Source organism: Acinetobacter sedimenti, assembly GCF_022601685.1.
Classification (GTDB): domain Bacteria; phylum Pseudomonadota; class Gammaproteobacteria; order Pseudomonadales; family Moraxellaceae; genus Acinetobacter; species Acinetobacter sedimenti.
Genome location: NZ_JAKUML010000021.1, coordinates 1 through 22,172 on the forward strand (window position 1 = coordinate 1; position 22,172 = coordinate 22,172).

At 42.3% G+C, this 22,172-nt stretch carries 21 protein-coding genes and 4 tRNA genes; 3 read left to right on the top strand and 22 right to left on the bottom strand.

Annotated elements, in window-relative coordinates; genetic code table 11:
- The 19 genes from MKI79_RS10820 to MKI79_RS10910 all read right to left on the bottom strand — a co-directional run.
- The coding region (locus MKI79_RS10820) for a GTP-binding protein (RefSeq protein ID WP_241572402.1) at positions 1-194 on the bottom strand (194 nt) is incomplete at its 3' end.
- Between the two features lie 238 nt (positions 195-432).
- A tRNA-Thr gene (locus tag MKI79_RS10825) sits at positions 433-507 on the bottom strand.
- 47 nt (positions 508-554) lie between these two features.
- Positions 555-630 (bottom strand) — tRNA-Gly (locus tag MKI79_RS10830).
- Positions 631-693: 63 nt separating this feature from the next.
- A tRNA-Tyr gene (locus MKI79_RS10835) sits at positions 694-777 on the bottom strand.
- Positions 778-859: 82 nt separating this feature from the next.
- A tRNA-Thr gene (locus tag MKI79_RS10840) sits at positions 860-935 on the bottom strand.
- Positions 936-1,064: 129 nt separating this feature from the next.
- Positions 1,065-2,588, bottom strand: coding sequence for an anthranilate synthase component I (trpE, locus tag MKI79_RS10845; protein WP_241573436.1), 1,524 nt, complete (start codon positions 2,586-2,588; stop codon positions 1,065-1,067).
- 164 nt (positions 2,589-2,752) lie between these two features.
- On the bottom strand, positions 2,753-3,427 hold the full coding sequence (locus MKI79_RS10850; RefSeq protein WP_241573439.1) for a phosphoglycolate phosphatase: 675 nt from the start codon (positions 3,425-3,427) through the stop codon (positions 2,753-2,755).
- Positions 3,428-3,454: 27 nt separating this feature from the next.
- Positions 3,455-4,087: an FHA domain-containing protein gene (locus MKI79_RS10855; RefSeq protein WP_241573453.1), complete on the bottom strand. Its 633-nt coding sequence runs from the start codon at positions 4,085-4,087 to the stop codon at positions 3,455-3,457.
- A gap of 131 nt (positions 4,088-4,218) precedes the next feature.
- Positions 4,219-6,513 (bottom strand): type II secretion system secretin GspD, encoded by a 2,295-nt coding sequence (gene gspD, locus MKI79_RS10860; protein WP_241573465.1) that lies wholly within the window; start codon positions 6,511-6,513, stop codon positions 4,219-4,221.
- A 44-nt stretch (positions 6,514-6,557) separates the two neighbouring features.
- On the bottom strand, positions 6,558-7,430 hold the full coding sequence (locus MKI79_RS10865; RefSeq protein WP_241573468.1) for a type II secretion system protein N: 873 nt from the start codon (positions 7,428-7,430) through the stop codon (positions 6,558-6,560).
- A 49-nt stretch (positions 7,431-7,479) separates the two neighbouring features.
- The gene (gspN, locus tag MKI79_RS10870) at positions 7,480-8,154 is read right to left on the bottom strand and encodes a type II secretion system protein N (protein ID WP_407651642.1); all 675 of its coding nucleotides are present in this window, start codon (positions 8,152-8,154) and stop codon (positions 7,480-7,482) included.
- A gap of 325 nt (positions 8,155-8,479) precedes the next feature.
- Positions 8,480-8,818 carry an H-NS histone family protein gene (locus MKI79_RS10875; protein ID WP_241573471.1) on the bottom strand — a complete coding sequence of 113 codons (339 nt, stop codon included), beginning with the start codon at positions 8,816-8,818 and terminating at the stop codon, positions 8,480-8,482.
- Positions 8,819-9,084: 266 nt separating this feature from the next.
- The gene (locus tag MKI79_RS10880) at positions 9,085-9,522 is read right to left on the bottom strand and encodes an acyl-CoA thioesterase (RefSeq protein ID WP_241573526.1); all 438 of its coding nucleotides are present in this window, start codon (positions 9,520-9,522) and stop codon (positions 9,085-9,087) included.
- Positions 9,523-9,578: 56 nt separating this feature from the next.
- Positions 9,579-10,769 (bottom strand): hypothetical protein, encoded by a 1,191-nt coding sequence (locus MKI79_RS10885; protein WP_241573473.1) that lies wholly within the window; start codon positions 10,767-10,769, stop codon positions 9,579-9,581.
- 23 nt (positions 10,770-10,792) lie between these two features.
- Positions 10,793-11,719 (bottom strand): hypothetical protein, encoded by a 927-nt coding sequence (locus MKI79_RS10890; RefSeq protein WP_241573475.1) that lies wholly within the window; start codon positions 11,717-11,719, stop codon positions 10,793-10,795.
- A gap of 86 nt (positions 11,720-11,805) precedes the next feature.
- A complete protein-coding gene (locus MKI79_RS10895) occupies positions 11,806-12,633 on the bottom strand; it encodes a uroporphyrinogen-III synthase (RefSeq protein ID WP_241573477.1) in 828 nt (275 codons plus the stop codon).
- 21 nt (positions 12,634-12,654) lie between these two features.
- Positions 12,655-13,605, bottom strand: a complete 951-nt coding sequence (gene hemC, locus MKI79_RS10900; RefSeq protein ID WP_241573480.1) for a hydroxymethylbilane synthase — start codon at positions 13,603-13,605, stop codon at positions 12,655-12,657.
- Between the two features lie 116 nt (positions 13,606-13,721).
- Complete coding sequence (locus MKI79_RS10905; protein WP_241573483.1) at positions 13,722-14,459, bottom strand: LytR/AlgR family response regulator transcription factor; 738 nt, start codon at positions 14,457-14,459, stop codon at positions 13,722-13,724.
- A 107-nt stretch (positions 14,460-14,566) separates the two neighbouring features.
- On the bottom strand, positions 14,567-15,661 hold the full coding sequence (locus tag MKI79_RS10910; RefSeq protein WP_241573485.1) for a sensor histidine kinase: 1,095 nt from the start codon (positions 15,659-15,661) through the stop codon (positions 14,567-14,569).
- 176 nt (positions 15,662-15,837) lie between these two features.
- On the opposite strand from MKI79_RS10910, the gene argH reads away from it, so the two are divergent.
- Complete coding sequence (gene argH / locus MKI79_RS10915; RefSeq protein WP_241573488.1) at positions 15,838-17,280, top strand: argininosuccinate lyase; 1,443 nt, start codon at positions 15,838-15,840, stop codon at positions 17,278-17,280.
- 50 nt (positions 17,281-17,330) lie between these two features.
- The gene (locus MKI79_RS10920) at positions 17,331-17,603 is read left to right on the top strand and encodes an oxidative damage protection protein (protein WP_241573491.1); all 273 of its coding nucleotides are present in this window, start codon (positions 17,331-17,333) and stop codon (positions 17,601-17,603) included.
- A gap of 62 nt (positions 17,604-17,665) precedes the next feature.
- On the opposite strand, the gene MKI79_RS10925 is transcribed toward MKI79_RS10920, so the two are convergent.
- The 3 genes from MKI79_RS10925 to MKI79_RS10935 all read right to left on the bottom strand — a co-directional run bounded on the left by MKI79_RS10925 (position 17,666) and on the right by MKI79_RS10935 (position 20,395).
- Positions 17,666-17,926, bottom strand: a complete 261-nt coding sequence (locus MKI79_RS10925; protein ID WP_241573494.1) for a hypothetical protein — start codon at positions 17,924-17,926, stop codon at positions 17,666-17,668.
- A gap of 125 nt (positions 17,927-18,051) precedes the next feature.
- Complete coding sequence (locus MKI79_RS10930; RefSeq protein WP_241573497.1) at positions 18,052-18,765, bottom strand: outer membrane protein OmpK; 714 nt, start codon at positions 18,763-18,765, stop codon at positions 18,052-18,054.
- A 289-nt stretch (positions 18,766-19,054) separates the two neighbouring features.
- A complete protein-coding gene (locus MKI79_RS10935) occupies positions 19,055-20,395 on the bottom strand; it encodes a solute carrier family 23 protein (RefSeq protein WP_241573529.1) in 1,341 nt (446 codons plus the stop codon).
- Between the two features lie 186 nt (positions 20,396-20,581).
- Here MKI79_RS10935 and gltX point away from each other — a divergent pair, with 186 nt between their 5' ends.
- Positions 20,582-22,093 carry a glutamate--tRNA ligase gene (gene gltX, locus MKI79_RS10940; RefSeq protein WP_241573500.1) on the top strand — a complete coding sequence of 504 codons (1,512 nt, stop codon included), beginning with the start codon at positions 20,582-20,584 and terminating at the stop codon, positions 22,091-22,093.
- Positions 22,094-22,172 lie beyond the last annotated feature (79 nt).

The window sequence follows — 22,172 nt, forward strand, 5'->3', positions numbered from 1 at the left end:
GTATTAATGGTAATACCACGTGCTTTTTCTTCTGGTGCAGAGTCGATTGCTGCGTAGTCTTTTGCTTCACCACCGTAGGTTTTTGCACAGATTGTTGCAATCGCTGCTGTCAATGTTGTTTTACCATGGTCAACGTGACCGATCGTGCCCACGTTTACGTGTGGTTTATTACGTTCAAACTTAGCCTTAGCCATGATGATACTCCTCGCTTACGTCGAGACTCTCGATCCTGATGTATTGACTCTCTGACAAATCAACTCAAACAATCAATCATACAGCCATCGACTGAAATATGTTCAGCTCTTAAAAGAATTAAAAAACCTGAACGCCTAATACTTTAAAAGCAGACTAAAAAGCCTGCTTTGATATAAAATTCTGTCGTTTTCTGCACTATACCAATCTTTATTTAGTAGCTTGTGCATTTTTCAAATCTGGAGCTCTTATCGAGATTTGAACTCGAGACCTCTCCCTTACCAAGGGAGTGCTCTACCACTGAGCTATAAGAGCAATAGACTACATAATAGTGTAGTTTTCAATTTTCAATGCTCTTCGAATGGAGCGGGAGACGAGGGTCGAACTCGCGACATGCAGCTTGGAAGGCTGCCGCTCTACCAACTGAGCTACTCCCGCACGATGTTGGTTACTTCATTTTATTTGTAAAATTGAAGTTAGCACTCAATCGAAGTTGAAAAATGGTGGTGAGGGAAGGATTCGAACCTTCGAAACTTTCGTGGCAGAGTTACAGTCTGCTCCCTTTGACCGCTCGGGAACCTCACCTTTTTTCACTCTTATTAGAGCTCGTTGCTGTTGCAATCTTAACACATTTTACAAAACCTATTTTAAACAAGGTTTCTAAAAATGGTGCCGGCACACGGATTCGAACTGTGGACCTACTGATTACAAGTCAGTTGCTCTACCAACTGAGCTATGCCGGCTTTTTTTTGATTTAAACATCAATGAGTATCTATATGATATATCAATGACGTTTCGCATCAGAACGGTGTGCAGTTTAGCAAAACTCTCAAACGATGCAAGTGGTTTTTTACAGGATATCCGCTGAAATCCTATAAAATCAACCCATTTGATGATAATTCAACCGCTTTGATTACCGCACGTGCTTTGATTTGGGTTTCATTCCATTCCGATTCAGGATTAGAGTCTGCTACTAAGCCTGCACCTGCTTGGACATAGACTTTACCTTCTCGGATAATTCCTGTACGAATCGCAATTGACATATCCATCTCACCATGCCAACCAAGATAACCGACAGCACCGCCGAATACGCCACGTTTCACAGGCTCAACTTCATCAATAATTTCCATCGCACGAATCTTTGGCGCACCTGACAAAGTACCCGCTGGAAAAGTAGCTTTTAACACATCTAAGGCATCAACATCATCCAATACTTCACCTTGTACATTCGACACGATGTGCATGACATGTGAATAGCGTTCAATCACCATCTGATCGGTGACTTGCACTTTTCCAATTTTTGATACTCGACCGATATCGTTTCGCCCAAGGTCAATCAGCATCAGATGTTCGGCAATTTCTTTCTCATCCGCAAGCAAGTCTTTTTCTAAAGCTAGATCTTCTTCATGGGTTTTGCCACGAGGACGAGTCCCTGCCAGTGGGCGCACTGTTGCCACACCATCTTCCAAACGACATAAAATCTCAGGTGATGAGCCAACAATATGGAATGGCTTTTGATCGTGCAAAGTATAGCCTTGTACCAAAAATAAGTACGGTGATGGATTGAGATGACGAAGCGCACGATAGACCGAAATCGCATCCCCATCAAAATCGGATACCATGCGATGTCCAGGCACCACCTGCATCACATCACCTGCACGGATATATTCTTTTACCGTTTCGATGGTATCTAAGAATTTTTGTTTGCCTGTTAAAGATTCAAACTGTGGCGCTGAATGTGGCTGTGCCGTCAAATTGACAGGCTGAGCCAGCAAGGCTTCAATGTCATCCAGACGCTCTTGTGCCTTTTCATAACCATCAGTTTGGCTGGCATCAGCATGACTGATCAAAAACATGGTATCTTTGAGATTATCAAACACGATCACGGTTTTAGACAGCATCATCCAAATATCTGGTAGCCCAACAGGATCGGCTTCAGGAACATTGGTTAATTTTGGCTCAATATAGCGCACCGAGTCATAGCCAAAATAACCGACTAGACCGCCTGTAAATTGTGGTAATTCTGGAATTTCAGCATGTGGCGGTACTTTGAACTGGGCTTGATAATCTCGAATATATTGAAAAGGGTCACTACAAGACTGTGTCGTGACTTGCCCTTGCTCATCTTGAATACTGAGCACACCTGCATTACAGGAGAATACTGTACTTTCACCCAAACCAATGATCGAATAACGTGCCCATGTTTCTCCGCCTTCGACCGATTCAAACAAATACGCCAAAGCCTGCTGACGCAAACGTGCAAATACGGTGAGCGGCGTTTCGGTATCCGCAAGGCGCTGACGAAATACTGGAATGGTTTGATAGCCTGCTTGGACGAGGCGTTGAAATTGCTCTGTTTGAAGTTGTTCTTTTTGAAGCTCGTTATGTGAGGTCATGGTCTTTACTCAATGTTGAAAAATGGTTCGAAAATTAGGGTTAGACGAAGTCTCGCCATCGAAACATGATTGGGCACAACATTGTGTTAAACATATTTTCCTCAAAAGTCTTGAAGTGGAAGATGCAAATGACGCAAATAAATTGAAAATTTCCAGTCATTCATTTAACGTGGAATCAGCTCAGCCAATGAATCAATCACCATCTGTGGTGAACAGGCATGGATATCTTCACCATGATTATAGCCATAACTCAGCACAATACAATCGACATGCGCAGCTCGTGATGCCTCAACATCGTTTCGTGAATCACCAATCATCAAAGTGTGTTCAGGCTTTTGTTCAAAATAATGTATGCTATGCAATAGTGGCTCAGGATGTGGCTTACGATGCGTCAATGAATCCCCGCCGATCACCAATGAAAAACGATCTAGAATATTCAGTTGCTTGAGTAGACTGTGCGCCGCATCAAACGGCTTATTGGTCACACAAGCCAGCGTTTTTTCCTCAGCTCGACAATAATCCAAAAATTCAAGTACACCCTCATAGATCTCTGTATCGACACAAAGATAGCGTTGATAGACCGCTAAAAATCGCTGTAAAAGCTGTTGCTGAAGTTCAGGATTTAAGCCGTGTTCTTGATATTGAATCACACAACTACACAGCTGTGATGCACCTTTTCCAACCCAATTGCGCACTTGAGTTTCAGTCACGGCAGGGCGACCCAGCTCAGCGAGCGCCATATTCATTGACGCATACAGATCACGTGCAGAATCAACCAATGTGCCATCGAGATCAAATAGGATCAGTTGTCGTTGCGAGAGATCAGCAAGAGAATTCATCAAAAGCTCTGTCATTATAATCAACGCTTATTGACCAAAGAAAAACAATCCTGCTAAGACAATCAAAATCACCAAGACAATTAAACTCATCAAGCCCACTTTGGCATTTTTCTGTTCAGTTTGTGCTTTTTCCACACGGCTTTCAGGCTGTTCAATCTGTACTGCTTGTGGCTCAAGTTTCGCCTCAACACTTTTACTGGTATCAATATGTTCTGGAATCGGTGCCGGCTTGGGTACTCCAATATTGCTTGGCATGCCATCTTGTTTCACTTCCACATCACCACGCTCTGCAAGCGTTGGCATACCAGCATCTGATGGCGCAACTTTTTCGAGATCAGGCGCACTCACAGCCTCATTGATTGCCAAAGCATCGGCAATGATTTGAAAGCAAATTGATTCAAAGTTGATTTCATCGAGATTTTTGAGCTGATGTTCTGTGATTTTCTGACCATTCACAAAAGTACCATTTGAAGACTCTAAGTCTTGTATCCACAATTGCTTACCATCTTCTTTCAACAATAAAGCAGCATGACGACGTGACACATGTGACGCTTGCAAAACAATATCCGCTTGCTGATGGCGACCGATCACCATATCACGATCAATAACGATGGTTTGCCCTTCGATCGGTGCGCTTTTAGCAACAAGTTTCCAGTTCATGTCTTTACCTTATTTTTTACTTCGCTGAATAATTTCTGAATATTTTAAATCGACTTTCCAAAGCATCACGCACAAAACAAATCAGTCGTGATACTTCAAAAAATTGTATTTTACCCTGTTCGTCTACTCGGTTAATCCACTCGGATTGTCGTTTCCGTCGTGGTGTTTGAGGTTCGTTCGATTTGCGGTTGAGCATATTCAGCTTGTGAATAATCCACTGCCGTTGGCGTATTGACGATCGGTTGTGCTGTTGTAGTTGGACGCAAATCCACCACTGTTGCGCCATTTTGCTTAGTTACAGCGGTGACTGGTACTGTTTGATATTTCTTGCCATCTGCGGTGCGTTGTTCTTTGGCAATCGGCAAAGTCATCCGCTGATCATACAAATCATCTGCTGTGTCTGGCAACGATGCAAAGCTTCCATCCGTATCAAATGCCAATTGAAGACTTCTGATCTGATTATACCGATCACCTGTCACATTACGACTATCTGCCGCATCTTTAATAATCGTTGGGTGAATAAACAATAATAAATTACGCTTTTCCGTGCTGGCATTATCCGAGCGGAATAAACGTCCCACTACAGGAATACGCCCAAGTCCTGGTACGGCTTGTCGCCCTTCTTCTCGGTCATCTTGCATCAAGCCACCAAGCACAATGGTTTGACCATTTTCAGCCAAGATTGAGGTTTTGATTGCACGCTTACTGGTGATCAAATCCGACGCAGCTGTACTATTGGTTACAGCTGAAACCTCTTGCTCCACTTCTAAACGCAATGTTCCGCCTTCACCGATATGTGGCACGACTTTTAAGGTAATCCCCACATCTTTACGCTCAATCGTCGTATAAGGATTCGCCGTTCCACCATTGGTACTTACCGACCCTGTGACAAATGGCACATTTTGACCAACAACGATATACGCCTCTTCATTATCCATCGTCACGACAGATGGTGCCGACAGTAAATTGGATTTGCTACTCTTTTCAAGTGCTTGAACTAATATGCCAAAAAAGCTACGTGTACCATCGCTATTCTCATTATAGTCACCAAGCGCAATAGATGCTCCACTACTCAAGCCGTTTAATGCTGTAGCTTGCGCAGTTGATCCTGCTAAAGCAGCTCCTGCAATACTTGCTATGCTCGCTCCTGCATTGGCAAAGTTAATTAAGCCGACGCCACTGGATAGATCACCTAATGCCCATTGCACACCGAGTTGGTCAGCATTACTACCTGACACCTCTACGATTGCCGCTTCGATCAGCACTTGTTGACGACGAATATCAAGTTGTTCGATGGCGCTTTCGAGTTCACGCATCAACTGCGGATCTGCTTTGACCACCAAAGCATTTTGTGTCGCATCAGCAATAATACTCACACCATTAGCATTAAAACTGGTCAAAGCATTTTGATTGCTATTATTTGAACCAGTGAGGTTAATAGTCGAACCTGTTCCACTCGCACTATTTGCGCTTGAGTTTGAATTATTGATTAACGAGTTGATCTGATTGTTTGAACTATTACTTGAATTAGAACCACCTGAACTACTAACCACTTGCCCAGTGACTAGACCTTGTAGGATTTCCGCCAAATTTTTAGCATTGGCATGTTTTAAGCGAAATACACGCAGTCCACCCAAACGATCTGCCGACGGCACATCGAGCATTTCGATCAATTGACGAATCCGCTTACGGCTATGTGTATCACCTTTGATAATGATGCGATTGGTTCTCGCATCAGCAATGACACGCACACGTGAGCCTTTAATGTCTTTCGCCGCTCCTGTTGAGCTCATTGAGTCAAGTAAACCAAGCACTTCTTCCGCCTGACTCGACTGTAATGCAACCGCCTCAATATCATGATCACCTGTGCCATCAAGATTACGAATGATGGTTTCAAGCTGATAAATATTCGCCGCACGATCAGACACAATCAAAGCATTAGTTCCCGGTACTGCCGCCAAGTGTGCAAACTGTGGCATCAGTGGACGCAGTGCAGGAATGAGGTCATTTGGATTGGTATTATCAAGCCAGATTACCCGAGTGACGATTTGATCACCACGAGCATTATTTCGTGCATCAAATGGAATCCCTGAATTTTTAACATTATTATCTGGGACAAGCTTAATGGTGTTACCTGACGGAATTGCCACCACACCATTGACATTCAGCACGCCTAAAAACAAGTCATACACTTGATCTTTATTTAGTGGCTTATTTGAAATCACCGTAACGTTACCACGCACTCGTGGATCGACCGCAAAGTTCTTGCCCGTAATATCCGCCACTTCATTGATAAATGCAGTCAAATCTGCATCTCGCAAATTAATTTTCCACGTCTGTGCATGGCTTGCTTGTGACGCCACAAAAACCATCGGCGCCACTGCAAGTGCAGCCCAAAGTTGACGCTTTGCAAAAGATGAAGTCATTTGAACCATTTGCCTCATTTATATTAAATTACACATCACTGTGCTTAAAAACTTTGTTGGATGGTCATCGTTTGATCACCACGTTGTATTTCAATTTTTGCTTGCCCTGCTTGTCGTACCTGCTCAAGCAATTGTGCTTCATTTACCCCTGAAGACAAGTTTTGCCCATTCACCGAAACCACTTTATCACCCGGTTTTAAACCCAATCTTGCACGAAGCGCAGGTGGTGTTTGATCTGTCACTTCAAAGCCATTTTGCGTGTTATTGACACCCATTTGACCGAGATATTGCTCTCGATCTTGTTTGAGCTTTTCGATCGCTTGATCAATCGCACGATCAGGTGAACGATTATTGCGATTTGTCGCATGATTAGGTTGCGTACTCGGCATCGCATTTGATGTACGATTTGATGAGCTATTTAACCCCATATCACTTAGTGGCAAATTTGCGGTACTGGTTTCGTCACCAAACTTGACTTCACGTGTCTGTCCGCTACTTTCTCGAATAAACACACGATCCCAATGCACTTCTGCCAATGTCATATTGGTGTCTTCAATCGTTTCACCCACACGATAGCTACTGGCATTATTATTCACACGAAGTACAGCCGATGATAAATGTCTTGGACTGGCTAATACTACACCTTCCAACTTCACAGGCAAATCAAGCTGTTGTGATTGTGGGTTTTGACCCTGTTCTTCAAATAATGAAAAACGCACGATATCCGGCATTCGTTGTTGTTGCGAACCAAGCACTACAGACTGTACCGTTGGTGCCTTTGGCGGTGCGACGAACCACCAAAATAGATTCGCTAAACGCCAGCACAGCCATAGCATCAGTATAAAAAAGATCACTGGGGCAATTTTATTGAGCTTTTCCAGTTCGAAGCGATTCAGCCATTGTTGGATACTATTCATGCTCGGCAACCCACCTTTGCGTCACACCACATACAAGTCGTCTGCATCATCACAAACTCCCCAAAGGCTGACGTGTGCTAATTACCGCAGTATCCATGCCTGCTTTACCCTGATAGCTCGGCGCATTCAGCAATAGCCGTTGCGTCACTTGCACATCAAGCATATTGTCTTTACCCAAACTCAAGTCTGCCATACGCTGTTTTTGACTATCCTGCACAGCAAGTTTCAGCTGATCATTCTCAGTACTGAGTTGCCCCACCAATGGCGGGATATCAATCCGCTCTAGACGCTGTGCAATCGGATAATTCAGCAAGCCACCTGCCCACATGAGCTGTCCTTCGGCATCTTGATAGCCTTGTTGCTTTTTGTACTTCACGGACACATCTTTTAGTTTGATATTACTACTCGGCCACTGCCAATCGACAAGATTTGCCAAAGTATCACTGCTGATTTCACCATTGACGTCGCTCAGGTAAATATTTTTACCAAAACCATAAGCCATAATGGCGTGAATTTCCGTTTGCCCTGAATGCAAAGTAATGTTTGACGACGCTCGCAATCGCAGAATTTCCCACGGTCGTGTAGACCACGTCATGGTGCCTTGCAAATCTTGATATGACCAATCTGCCTCACCCTGCCATATATTGCCATTTACATTATGGATATATCGCATATTTGGATAAAACTTACCCAAAAGCCACGTCGCAGGAACTTGTAATAGCACAAATAGTGCAAAAAGACCGAAAAACATCATCAGCCAAAATCTAAAAATCTTCTTATTGGTCATTCACATAGATACTCTAGTACAGCCCATCATTTAAATTTCTTTACTTCCATGAATCTCAATTGATCCGCAATGCTCATCACATTATGCACATTTTGCGCAATGAACCAACACCAGAATAGATGAATTACAAAACAAAAAACCAAGCAGTTGCTTGGTTTTCAGGATTATCTAAGACAAATATGACTTTTTAATGACGGTGCACATTCACATAGAGAAAATGATGTCACAACGACCATTAAACTAACCATCAGGCTCGATACAATTAAATAGCAAGATCGTCGAGTTTTTTGCCTTTTGCAAGCGCATCTACCACCCAACGAGGTTGCTTACCACGACCTGTCCACGTTTGGCTCGCATCTTTTGGATTGCGATAGCGTGGTGCAACTTTGCGAGTTGGTTTTGACTTTTTCTTTTGACCATGAGCCAAAAGCTCATCTAAGGTTAAACCCACGCTTTTTGCGACATCAACGAGCTGTGCAAACGCTTGATCAATTTTTTCTTTGTTCTTTTTTTCAATGAGTTGTTGTGCTTTTTGAGTCAACTCTTTTAACTGATTTGGATTAAGTTGATTTAAATCTAAATTGTCAATATTGGTTCCCATGAGGACGTCCTTTAATGCGAGTTAAATACCAAATCAGGTATTGATAAATATGGTTTCGATAAAATATGTGTAAATAATACGCATTTCAATACATTATCTCAATACAAGTGTATAACTTTATTTTTAATTGGTTTATTCGAGTTTTGTAATTCTAATTTTAAAATAATTAATGGGTTCTATTCATCATAAATCCCATTTGGCTTATTTCTTTCTACTATTTCTCTACGCTTTCTTTTTACTCTGCCAGTTCTTTCACTGTGTACTTTTTAAAGCAAAATGACGTCATGACCTGTTTGTTTTTCAAAATCTATAACCTGTTGTTTAAACTCTTCAGGAATTGATTTTTTAGTATTTGTTTTGGCATCCAAAATCACAATAACCGCCTCACCATCAGCAACGATTTTATTCTGACTGTTGCTAAATAAGGTATAGCGCATACGCAGTGCAGAATTCCTCATTTCCTCGACACGTGTCGCAACGACTAATTGATCAGGATAAAATACAGGACTTAAATAACGACAATCACTTTTTGAAATTACCGTAATCACATCATAATTAAAAATATTAAATTGCTCTAAATATTCAATCCGTGCACTTTCAAAATAACGGTAATACATCACATTATTCACATGACCAAACGCATCCATATCCCCCCAAGCGACGGTTTGCTGAAAATGTAAGGGATAATCTGATAATTCACCGATCGCTGAACGCTGTGAGGTCTGAGCTTGCATAATATCGTCCTTATACTTAGGTCATGCTAGAGGTTAAATTTAAAATCTTGATCGCTAAACTGAAGCAATCGTTTTAAATCTTGCTGTAAATCGTCTGATGGCAACGCACTTTTTACCCGTAAATATGCCATATACGCATCTTCAGGATATTGTGCTAATAATGCGTTTGCCTCATCAATATTGCCTACGGCTTGCGCAATATGCCATTTGGCAAAAGCGATGCTCGGCTGAGCAGGATATTGCGCAGACCACGCTTCGATTTTCGATGCGATCACGTCAATATCCAAATGTGCATGTTCAAACACCTGATCGAGCCAAATATACAGCACCTCTGGCACAAATCGCTCAGCTAAAATTTGTTCTGCAAAAATAAAACTCTGTAAATCAAACCGCTCAAACTGCACCATGAGTTTTAATAATATAATTTTATGCTCAACAGGATAATCAGCAATCACCGACTGATGCTGTTGAATCCATGCTCCAAGCTGATCTATAGCACGCTCATCCGCACGATCTTTAAATTGAAACAGTGCCTGTAACCATAATACATTTTGCGCTTGATCAAACTGTGGCTGAAACGTGGCATCAAACATTTTCCACGGATATTGCAAAGACAGTTGCAACCATTTTTTTTGAAGCTGTGCGTGATATGCAGTTGCTACAGGCTGTAACCACGTCGAGAGCGGTTGTACGCTTAAAAATTCAATACGTTCAAAGGCTTCAGCATGATTTTCTTCAACCAATGCAATATCAATTTTGAGCAATTCCGCCAATTCAAACAGTGGATTTTTACTGTGTTTTAACCACTCTTTAGCACTTGAAGTATCGGGTTGATTCAGTGACATTTGCGCACGGATCAAAGGATGTAAAAGTGCAGAAGCTTGATAGGTCGAGATAATTTGCTGTTGCTCAGAAGCTTCTGCTTTGAGTAGCCACAATATCCCGAGTCGCTCATAAGGATGAAGTTTTTGAAATGATTTAGGTTGTAAATGATTTTGAATATTACGGCGGAAAATCTGTTTTAAACCATACCAACACGCATAGAGCACGATGAGGAATATAAAAAATAAGATCAGTACCAATAATAAATTGGTTTGTAACTGCCAACCATGCCACTGCAAAAAGACATAGCCAAAACCCGCATTAAAACTCAGCACAATAAATACGCCAAGTAATAGCAAAAATAAAATAAGATACGCCAAAATCACATTACGCATGACGAATTACCCTCTCTGCGACATCATGGCGTATCACCAAGCAACGTGATCGAACTGAGTTGCGGTGCAGGGTTGAGTGCAATTCCATCTAAGCTTTTTAAGCTTTTTAATACCGATTGCGAGGTCGCATCTGGATATACAGCGAGATTTTCTGCCAAAGTTGCAATCTGCTGACGATAGAAGGCTTTTTGCCCTGCATATAAGGCTTGTTGTGCCAGTAAGAGTTGCAATTGCATTTCTTTGTAATGTAGCGCACGTTGTTGCAAATCAGGTTGTTGTACTTGATCAACACGTTGCAACTTAAACCAATTGGACCAAGAGCGTGACTGACTGGCTTGATCTAATGCAACTGGTTCAAGCTGTGTTTCGATCTTTTGTAATTGTTGTTGTAGGACACTCAGGTGCTCACTCCGCTGTTGCGAATATTGAGTGATGGTGTTCTGATCACGTTGCAAGGCTGCGATAAGGGCTGAGTTCAAACTACTCGCAAGCAACTGCTCTTGACCCAATTTCTGTTTTAAGTTTTGAATCTGTGACAGCGCCATGCTAATACGTTGTTGTTGCAACATCGCTTGTATCAGGCTTAAGCGATCTTTGACATAACTCAAGCGATCTTGATTCAACCGCTGACTTTCAAAATTTGAAGCATAGACACTTGCCAATGTTGGATTCAAAAGCTGTAAAGCATTTGATTGTGATTGAATTGATGCATTTTGGCTTTGTGTAGAGCTGCTTTGCCCAATGCCTTGCAAGTCTTCAGACAATATTGGTTTATGCGCTTGTTGCAATGAGACGATTTGATCATACAGTGCTGAAATACGTTGATTTTGTTGTGTCAAACTGAGGTTCAACGCATTGACTTGATCATTTTTGAGCGTATAAAAATCGAAGCTGAGCTTGCCCAACCACACTACGATCAATAGCAGTAGCAATGTGCCAATTTTATTCATCTTTACGCATCAACTCTCTAGCCTTGTAAGCACTACCAACCAATTTAATACATCCCCACATCGTCAAAACAAATGAATTTAAATAATCATTTATTATTGTTGCGATTCTGAATCACGCTGTCAATTTCATTTGCTTGTAAATGTTGTACAGTCAATATTTGACGTGCGTTTATTAAATCATCTCGAAGCACTTGGCTTACACGATCGCCGAGCACCACATATTGATTGTTTAAAAAATCATTTGGACGGGCAATGGCATGTTCAACCATTTGAGAATTCAATTGTTGCCAATTTTTCCAACTTTGTTCACTGCTAACAAGAACGGTTGCAGGCAGTTGTTGTGCAAGTTGTTTTAAATCATCCATCGTATAATTCGGCAACGCACGGCGATAGAGTAAAATATTTAACACCGTACAACCTTGTGCAATCAGCTCATCCATCATCAAAGTACGTCCGCCAATACCACGCCAAAATGCAATTCGCACACTTTTTGTGTGCTGTGAGTTACTAGATTGCGCTGAAATCAAATCGTTTAAAATGGGAAGTTGCAACATGCCTTCGGAGGTTTCAACCGTTGGACATTCACTATCAATTTTATATTTTGCCAATGCTTTTTGGGTCGACCCTCCAACAGCAATCCATTGTTTGTTCTGCAATTGAGCCAATGAAATATTGCTTTGCGAAGCATATTGCATACCCAACTCAACCGCAATAGGGCTGACCACAACCACAATTTCAGCATGTTTAAATTGTGCAAATTGCGCTTCCAATTCTGCATTAAAAGCTATTGGCTCTAATGACAATAAAGGCAACTCATAGACTGAATAGCCCAAAGCTTGCAAAGCCTTGCTTAAAGCATTCGCACGCTCGGCAGGACGCGTATTAATTAGAAACTTTGATCCGCATTGAGCCATGGTTAAATCAACACATTAGATTTATTGATCTTGGTTTTGCGCTGAACGCTGATCATCATATAACGCTTGTAATAGCTCACCTGCACCTTGTGCCAACAAGTCTTTGGCAAGTGCAACACCCATTTCTTCCGCTTGAGCTGGTGAACCTTGTTGTTTGGCAATGAGTAATTGCTCACCATCAGGTGAACCGACACGCCCTTCAATATGGATCTGATCGCCAAGCCACTCGGCAAATGCGGCGATCGGGACTTGGCAACCACCTTCAAGATGAGCGTTAAAAGCACGCTCGGCAAGCACACAGGCTGAAGTTTCTGCATCATTCAGAGCGGCAATCCAACCTTGTACTTGCGCATCATCGCTACGACATTCCAATCCCAATGCACCTTGCCCAACCGCAGGTAAACTGACTTCAGGGCTGAGTGTATGGCGGATGCGCCCATGTAGCTCTAATCGTTTTAACCCTGCGCTCGCCAAAATAATCGCATCGTATTGCCCTTCATCAAGCTTGGATAAACGCGTACCGACATTTCCTCGTAAATCAAGCACCTTTAAATCAGGACGACGTGCCAAAATCTGACAACGACGGCGTAAGCTCGATGTGCCGACTTTTGCACCGTGCGGTAAATCATCAAAATGGAGATATTGATTGGATACAAAGGCATCTAGTGGATCTTCTCGTGTACAGATCGCAGCGAGTTCCAAACCTTCAGGCAACTGCATTGGCACATCTTTCATTGAGTGCACTGCTAAATCTGCACGACCATCAAGTAATGCAGCTTCAAGCTCTTTGACAAACAATCCTTTACCGCCGATCTTGGCAAGTGGTGTATCTAAAATCTTGTCGCCTTGCGTGACGAACGTCACCAGTTCAACGCTTAAATCTTGATGTAATGCTTCAAGGCGTTGTTTGATATGCTCTGCCTGCCAGAGTGCCAAAGGACTTTTTCGGGTGGCAATTTTTAAGACTGGCATGGCGAAAACTCATCAACGAACACGGATGACTTACACTACCGTGCTGATGGAGAATTGCAAGTCATTTTGATGGTTTTGGTTTTCACCTCATAAAAAGTAAGGTGAAAGAACTTTAATTATAAGTTTTGAATACGATCTTTGATCAAGGGCAAATGACGACGACTAATCATCAACTTTTCATCAATCTCTTTACAACGCACTTGATATTGCCCATTTGATTGCATTTCCAAACCATCCAAATATTTGAGTGACATCAAGGCATTACGATGAATACGAATAAAGTTATTTTCAAATTCATTTTCTAAATCTTTTAATGTTTCATCAATCAGCACTTGACCATTCTTATGACGAACCATGACGTATTTCTGATCGGCTAAGAAATAATAAATATCATCTAATGGAATCAGCTCTACGCCACGATAAGTCCGTGCAGCGATGTGATGACGTGTCTGATGTTCAGGATCTTTTTCTGTCGTCGGTAAGGCTTGGAGCTGTGCTTGATTCAACTTGGTCGCTTTTGCCAAAGCTTGTGACAAATCATCCATAGCAATAGGTTTGAGTAAATAGGCAATGGCATTGGTTTTAAAGGCATCAATCGCATACTGATCAAATGCAGTACAAAAAGCGATCGCAGGCGGTGTGTCTAGGCTACTTAATTTTTGAGCACACTCCAACCCATTCATTTCAGGCATGCGTATATCAAGTAAGATGACATCAGGCTGTTCTTGTTCGACCAATTCAAGGGCTTCAATGCCATTTTTGGCTTGCCCTAGCACACGATGTCCCAGATGCGTCAACATCCGTTCCAGTCGCTCTCTTGCTAATGGTTCGTCGTCACAGACTACAATATCCATTGTGTTCCCCATTGTTTCTTATACAGATGTTTGCTTCCATTGCATCTGCTTTTTAATTCATTCATGAGTAATTCTCATGTCTTGTCAGTGATGAGCTGATCGCCCATTTACTGATATCGATAACTCAACAAAGTCGTATAGACATCATCACGTGCAAAAGTAGAAAACTTCACTTCTGCACCATAATACGCCATTAGACGTTGTTTCACGTTATCAATGGCAATCCCATTGCCTTGATTCGACTCTGATTTTACCTGAGCCTCTTTTGTTCGGTAGGGATTGGTCAAAACAATACTGACATGGTGGTCACGTATTTCTATTAATATACTCACCATGCTCGCTTTAGACAATGATTCTACACCATGATAAATACAATTTTCCAATAATGGTTGCAAAGTGAGCAGTGGAATCTTGGCTTGATTGAGCAGATTTTCACCATCAATGCGCCATTTGACTTGTAAGCGATCACCTAAACGCACACCTTCGATCTTTAAATAACGCTGACATAGCTCGACTTCTTCACGCAAACTGACCTCTCGTAGCTCGGTTAAACTTGCCCGAAAAAGACTCGATAAATCAATCAGCATTTGTTCTGCTTTAAATGGATCGCTACCGATCAGACTCACCACACTATTCAAACTATTAAATAAAAAATGCGGATGAATCCGAGCTTGTAAGGCTTGTACTCTCGCCATCAGCTCAGATTGTCGTTGCTCAATCCACAGCTCACGCACGTATAGATAACGCAGGACAATCAAACCAATACCACCACCAAGCACCATGCGACGCAGGCTATGTTCAGAGATGATTTGCCAAGTCAGTGCATGACGAGGAAACTGCGCATGATGTTGCAGAATATTGATGATAAAACCACTAAAAAGCACAATCAGAATGAGCACTAAAAAGTTAAAAATAAAAAATGTCTTGCGTGCCAAATACGGCATCCGACGTTGCAGATAATCAATACAATAGGCAAACGCCACACAGACCCAACTTACAAACAGCACATGATGAATCAACAATACCCATGTGATATCAGACAACCGTGCAACACTCGCCACAGCCAAAATCAAGCCCAAAGCATTACTGGCTAATAATAGCTCAAAGACTTGTCGCCACTGTTTAAAGTCACGAAAGCCAAAACGTGGAACTGGTTTTGATAGATTTGTTTTCGTTTGCTTTGTATTCGTTTGCACCGTCATGCACTGACACGTCCTGTTGAGTGATTTTGATTTCAAATTTAATGATCAATCGAAACTCTAAATTAGCATACTCCATGACTTTTTAATCTTCCATACGACATTTCAATGCCTGTGGTAGCAATGTCTGTTATAATTTCGCTCAATTTTAAACAGTTTCAAATTGAATTGACGATCTTATGACTACACCGACAAATCAGCCAGCTGATTCTTTGAATCCCGCTCAAAACCCGACTCAAACTTCAGGTATGTGGGGCGGTCGTTTTAGTGAAGCAACCGATGCTTTTGTTGCCGAATTTACCGCATCTGTGCAATTTGACCAACGCTTTTATAAACAAGACATTGCTGGTTCGATTGCGCACGCTACCATGCTGGCGAAAGTTGGCGTACTCACCACTCAAGAACGTGATGACATTATCAATGGTTTGACGGCGATTCAAGCCGAGATTGAAGCAGGTCAATTCCAGTGGCGCATTGATCTTGAAGATGTGCACATGAACATTGAAGCACGTCTGACTGATCGCATTGGTATTACAGGGAAAAAATTGCATACAGGTCGTAGTCGTAACGACCAAGTCGCAACCGATATTCGCCTGTATTTACGTGATGAAATTGATGCAATTTTAGACTTATTAAAGCGTTTGCAATCAGGTATTTTGGATTTGGCAGGGAAAAATACCGACACCATCATGCCAGGTTTTACTCATCTACAAACTGCTCAACCTGTGACTTTTGGTCATCATTTATTGGCGTGGTTTGAAATGTTGTTCCGTGATAGTGAGCGTATGATCGACTGCCGTAAACGTGTCAATCGTATGCCACTCGGTTCGGCAGCATTGGCAGGCACCACTTATCCAATCGACCGTAACTACACTGCAGAATTGCTTGGCTTTGAAGCGGTGAGTGAAAATTCACTGGATGGCGTATCAGATCGTGACTTTGCCATTGAGTTTAATGCTGCGGCATCGCTGATCATGATGCACCTCTCTCGCATGTCAGAAGAATTGATTTTGTGGACATCGGCGCAGTTTAAATTTGTGCAGATTCCAGATCGCTTCTGCACAGGTTCGTCGATCATGCCACAGAAGAAAAACCCTGATGTGCCTGAATTGGTACGTGGTAAATCAGGTCGTGTCTTTGGCGACTTGATCAGCTTACTAACGCTGATGAAAGGTCAACCCTTGGCATATAACAAAGACAACCAAGAAGACAAAGAGCCGTTATTCGATGCGATTGATACCGTTCGTGGTAGCTTGATGGCGTTTGCGGATATGGTGCCTGCGCTTGTACCGAATATTAGCAGTATGCGTGAAGCGGCGCTTCGTGGTTTCTCCACGGCGACCGACCTTGCTGACTATTTGGTGAAAAAAGGTGTGGCATTCCGTGATGCGCACGAAATCGTCGGCAAAGCAGTTGCGCTCGGTGTGCAAGAGGAAAAAGATTTGTCTGAACTGACCCTTGAGCAATTGCAACAATTCTCTGATTTGATCACAGCAGATGTGTTTGATCTGGCGTTGACGTTGGAAGCGTCGGTATCGGCTCGTGACCACTTGGGTGGTACAGCACCGAAGCAAGTCAGTGCAGCGATTGAACGTGCTCGTCAGCGTATTGCATCGCTATAAGCATCGAGAATTTGGCTTAAAAACTTTACAGCAGGATTTAAGGAATCGTTATGTCAAAACAGATATTTTGTCGTAAATATCAAAAAGAAATGGATGCACTCGATTTTGCGCCATTTCCAGGAGCGAAAGGTCAGGAATATTTAGAGACGGTGTCGAAGCAGGCTTGGCAAGAGTGGCTTCAACATCAAACGACTTTGATCAATGAAAAGCGCTTAAATGTGTTTGAACCTGATGCCAAAAAATTCCTTGAAGAACAACGTGAGAAGTTCTTTAGTAATGATGATTCTGTCGAAAAAGCAGAAGGTTGGACGGAGCAGAAGTAATCTACGTGAGCAGTTTAAGCTTCTTGCTTAGACTGCTTTTTCAAATGGTAGGATTGGTACCTTTAATAATCTATATGATATTTAACGATCGCATAAATTGTTCTTAAATTTTCCAGTTGCTCTAGGTTACTTATTTTTTGTTTCACATTATCCAAAACCTCAAAATCCTTAGGTTGTTTTGCCTGCTTTTGATGTTCTAAATCCCAATTTTTAAAGTTGTTAATTTCTTTATTTACTAGATCTTCAAACTCTGTAAAGTCGTTATATTTTTGAGCAAATGTGTAACTTCGTTGCGTATCTAAAATAATGCTAGGCGAATTCAAACATGAGGTGCGACAGTTTCAAAAGCATATATTCAACTTACCCACCTAACATAAAAAAGCAGATCATCTGATCTGCTTTTCTTTTTCAAATTTCAATACTCATTTAAATGCTGAGATATAAATGTTTAGAAGTGATATTTGATCAATGCACTGACATTGTTTTCATCGACACCATCGACGCCGTATTTATTAATCCAGTACGAATATTCCACACCGAGATATAGCTGTGTATCTGGAGAAATGTGTTTGCCTGCATTCCATTTCAACTGGCTTGTCCAGTTCATTTCGCTTTCGTGATCATCTTCTTCCGTTGACCAATCGAGGAAACCATCGAATAGAAAATCTTCATTCGATAATTGGAACGGCACGCCATAAGTCAAAGTCAATTGCCAATCATCTTCAGTCAGATCATTGTTAGCACGGTAGATATTGGCACTCGCATATTGGAAATAAGGAATATCAAGGTCTACACCAACACCGTAAAGATAGTTGTTAAATCCTTCGCCACCTTCCCAAGTCGTTGAAACCAATACATCTTTCACGATACCGAATTGAATATCTTTACCCGACACACCTGCGAAGCTTAGACGTGGAGATGCTTCAAAATAGCTATCTTTTGCACCGCCACTTTCTGTACGGTCAATAAAACCAAAGAAATCACCATATTTCAGTTTTGCCGCATATTCTGCGGTCACAGTGGTTTGCTCATCTTCAGGTGTCAGCTCGTAGTTTTCACCGTAGAGCGCCGTCAAGCTAAAGTCTTGCCAGATTGGTTTTGCCATGCTCGCCGTTGCACATGATGCAAGTGCGATCGCAACACAAAGTTGTTGAAATTTCATTGGTTTCCCCAGAAAAAATCTTTATTTTGCCCTTCGCACATATGGACGGATGCCACATCGGATTGACTCAAAACCCTGACACGCAAGCAAAACTAAAGACTTAAAAAGATTGTGCAGATTTTATTACCAAACTGTCACATTTTCAATCAATGAAATCAGGGTCTGATGACAGTCCAAATATACAGATCAGTACACACTGGGAATATGAAAAACTTCTAAGATGCAAAGGTAAAAAAACGACGAGTTATAGCTCGTCGTTTTTCCACATTGAAATTTAAAAATTCAACAATTAATGCGCTGAAAACGCATCGTGTTCATCTCGATTTTCTTCACCGAGGCTTTGACGGTTAAAAATCAAATTCAACAAGATCGCTGCGAAAGTTGCGGTACCAACACCACCAAGATCAAAACCTGCAATGTGTAAAGAGAAGTTCCCTGTACCCATGATCACCACCACAGCAGCGACGAGCATATTGCCATTTTGACTAAAATCGACACGATTGCTAATCCAAATTCGAGCGCCTGCAATGGTAATCAAACCAAAGACCACGATCGACGCACCGCCCAAGATCGCCACAGGAATCGTGCTAATAACTGCACCAAATTTTGGCGATAGACCTAAGAGCATCGCAAATACACCTGCAACGACAAAGACCACAGTCGAATAAATCTTGGTTGCCGCCATCACACCAATATTCTCAGCATAAGTCGTCATCCCTGTGCCACCGACCGCACCTGACATCGTAGTGCACAAGCCATCCGCAAAGAAAGCACGTCCCATATACGGTGAAATATTTTGTCCAGTCATTGCACTGACTGCTTTGAAATGACCTAAGTTTTCCGCAATCAAAATAATGAATACTGGTGCAATCAGCAGTATCGCTTTGGCATCAAAACTTGGACTATGGAATTGCGGTAATCCAACCCATGCCGCATTGATGATCGGTGCAAAGTCGATCGGTGTACCCAAGCCCATCACATTGGCAAGCACATAATAAATCACGTATGACATCACCAAACCAACTAGGAGCAAAAGACGGCGCAACATGCCTTTGGTAAACACCGCAATGGTGGTAATGCTCAGCACTGTGAGCAATGCCATCCATGTATCAAAAGCATTACTCGACACGCCTTTGATGGTGATTGGCGCAAGATTCAAACCAATGATCATCACCACCGCACCAGTCACTACTGGTGGCATCAGACGCTCAATCCACTGCGTCCCTGTACGCATCACGATCAAACCAACTAAGGCATAGAAAATACCACATGCCATGATCCCGCCGAGTGCAAGGCTGATATTTGGATTACTGCCTGCGCCGACATAGCCTGTTGTAGCTGCGACCACACCAATAAAGGCAAAGCTAGAACCGAGATAACTCGGCACTCGACCGCCTGTGATGAGGAAAAATAAAATGGTGCTAATCCCAGTCATCAACATGGTTAAGCTTGGATCAAAGCCCATCAATAATGGTGCAAGGACTGTCGCACCAAACATGGCGAATACATGCTGCAAACCCAATGCGATATTCTGCCCCGCAGGTAAATACTCATGGATTGCCACAGGCGTTTGCTCTAAATCACCTCGATAAGGCTTCCAGTCTACAAACCAGTTTTCTTTTGAACTCACGTCCGCTTGACTGCTTGAACTGCTATTCGAATTTTGATTGTCGCTTTGCATCGTCTTACTCATTTTCAATACTGCGTCATTGTAGCGAAATTTGTGCCTTGCCACGAGATACATTGATCAAAGCATTTTTAGCCCTGCGGTTTTTCGTTATAATGCTCGGCATTACATTATTTCTAGATATTTATTATGACCGTCCGCACACGTATTGCACCTTCTCCAACAGGCTTTCCACACGTAGGTACAGCCTATATTTCACTGTTCAATTTATGCTTTGCCAAACAACATGGCGGTGAGTTTATCCTACGTATCGAAGACACCGACCAGGTTCGCTCAACCCCTGAATCAGAAAAAATGATCTTAGATTCACTGCGTTGGCTTGGATTAAACTGGTCAGAAGGTCCTGATATTGGCGGTCCACATGCGCCATACCGTCAGTCGGAACGTATGGGTATCTATAAGCAATATGCGGTGCAATTGGTTGAGCAAGGTCATGCTTTTTACTGCTTTGCCACCGCTGAAGAGCTTGATCAAATGCGTGCAGAGCAACAAGCACGTGGTGAAACTCCAAAATACGACGGTCGTGGTTTAAAGCTCTCTGCCGAGGAAGTACAACAGCGTCTTGCAGACAATCAACCACACGTCATTCGTATGAAAGTACCTGAAGATGGTGTGTGCAAATTCCAAGATATGCTCCGTGGCGAAGTTGAAATTCCGTGGGCGCAAGTCGATATGCAAGTCTTACTTAAAACCGACGGCTTGCCAACTTACCACCTTGCCAACGTCGTTGATGATCATCTGATGCAAATCACTCATGTGATCCGTGGCGAAGAATGGATTCCTTCTGCGCCGAAGCATCAATTACTCTATCAATATTTCGGTTGGGACATGCCTGTGCTGTGTCACATGCCACTACTTCGCAACCCTGACAAATCAAAACTGTCTAAACGTAAAAATCCTACCTCGATCAATTATTATCGTGATATTGGCGTACTGCCTGAAGCGTTGCTGAACTACTTAGGACGTATGGGTTGGTCTATGCCTGATGAACGTGAAAAGTTCAATTTGGCTGAAATGATTGAACATTTTGATATTCAACGTGTATCGCTTGGCGGTCCTATCTTTGATGTGGAAAAACTCAATTGGCTGAATGGTCAATGGCTTAAAGCATTAACCCCTGCTGAATTGCTCAATACAATTCTAGCGTGGCAAGGCAATCGTCAAAAACTCGAAGAAATCTCAGCAGCGATTCAACCTCGTATTAACTTGCTTTCTGAAGCGGTGAATTGGGCGGGATTCTATTTCAATCACATGCCAACTTTGACTGCTGCACAGTTTGAACATAAAAAACTCAGTGCTGAACAAGTCCGTCAAAGCTTGCAATTTGCGATTTGGCGTTTAGAAAGTTTGTTTACTTGGAATAATGATACGGTGAGTCAAACCTTGATGGATTTGGCGAATCAAATGGAAATAAAACTGCGTGACTTTATGCCTGCGTTCTTTAATGCCATTGCGGGTTCGACCAGTTCGACCCCTGTGATGCAAGCAATGGTCACCATTGGTCCTGACCTGACTTTTGCACGTCTACGCAATGCTTTAGAAGTCGTTGGCGCACCAAGTAAGAAAGAGCTAAAAGTATGGGAAAAGCTAAATGAACAGCTTAAACTGCCTAAAAATGAAACAAATGACAGTGCAGAATAATTCTCAGTTGACCTGTTGAATTGACAGTCTTACGCCATCTGCATAAGATGGCGTAACGCTTTTTAGCGTGTTTATTCAG

Coding starts and splice junctions, on each gene's coding strand:
- argH (WP_241573488.1), top strand. CDS start 15,838: ATGACTACACCGACAAATCAGCCAGCTGATTCTTTGAATCCCGCTCAA.
- MKI79_RS10890 (WP_241573475.1), bottom strand. CDS start 11,719: ATGAATAAAATTGGCACATTGCTACTGCTATTGATCGTAGTGTGGTTG.
- MKI79_RS10875 (WP_241573471.1), bottom strand. CDS start 8,818: ATGGGAACCAATATTGACAATTTAGATTTAAATCAACTTAATCCAAAT.
- MKI79_RS10895 (WP_241573477.1), bottom strand. CDS start 12,633: ATGGCTCAATGCGGATCAAAGTTTCTAATTAATACGCGTCCTGCCGAG.
- MKI79_RS10930 (WP_241573497.1), bottom strand. CDS start 18,765: ATGAAATTTCAACAACTTTGTGTTGCGATCGCACTTGCATCATGTGCA.
- gltX (WP_241573500.1), top strand. CDS start 20,582: ATGACCGTCCGCACACGTATTGCACCTTCTCCAACAGGCTTTCCACAC.
- hemC (WP_241573480.1), bottom strand. CDS start 13,605: ATGCCAGTCTTAAAAATTGCCACCCGAAAAAGTCCTTTGGCACTCTGG.
- MKI79_RS10920 (WP_241573491.1), top strand. CDS start 17,331: ATGTCAAAACAGATATTTTGTCGTAAATATCAAAAAGAAATGGATGCA.
- MKI79_RS10865 (WP_241573468.1), bottom strand. CDS start 7,430: ATGAATAGTATCCAACAATGGCTGAATCGCTTCGAACTGGAAAAGCTC.
- MKI79_RS10885 (WP_241573473.1), bottom strand. CDS start 10,769: ATGCGTAATGTGATTTTGGCGTATCTTATTTTATTTTTGCTATTACTT.
- MKI79_RS10905 (WP_241573483.1), bottom strand. CDS start 14,459: ATGGATATTGTAGTCTGTGACGACGAACCATTAGCAAGAGAGCGACTG.
- MKI79_RS10855 (WP_241573453.1), bottom strand. CDS start 4,087: ATGAACTGGAAACTTGTTGCTAAAAGCGCACCGATCGAAGGGCAAACC.
- MKI79_RS10910 (WP_241573485.1), bottom strand. CDS start 15,661: ATGACGGTGCAAACGAATACAAAGCAAACGAAAACAAATCTATCAAAA.
- trpE (WP_241573436.1), bottom strand. CDS start 2,588: ATGACCTCACATAACGAGCTTCAAAAAGAACAACTTCAAACAGAGCAA.
- MKI79_RS10850 (WP_241573439.1), bottom strand. CDS start 3,427: ATGAATTCTCTTGCTGATCTCTCGCAACGACAACTGATCCTATTTGAT.
- gspD (WP_241573465.1), bottom strand. CDS start 6,513: ATGACTTCATCTTTTGCAAAGCGTCAACTTTGGGCTGCACTTGCAGTG.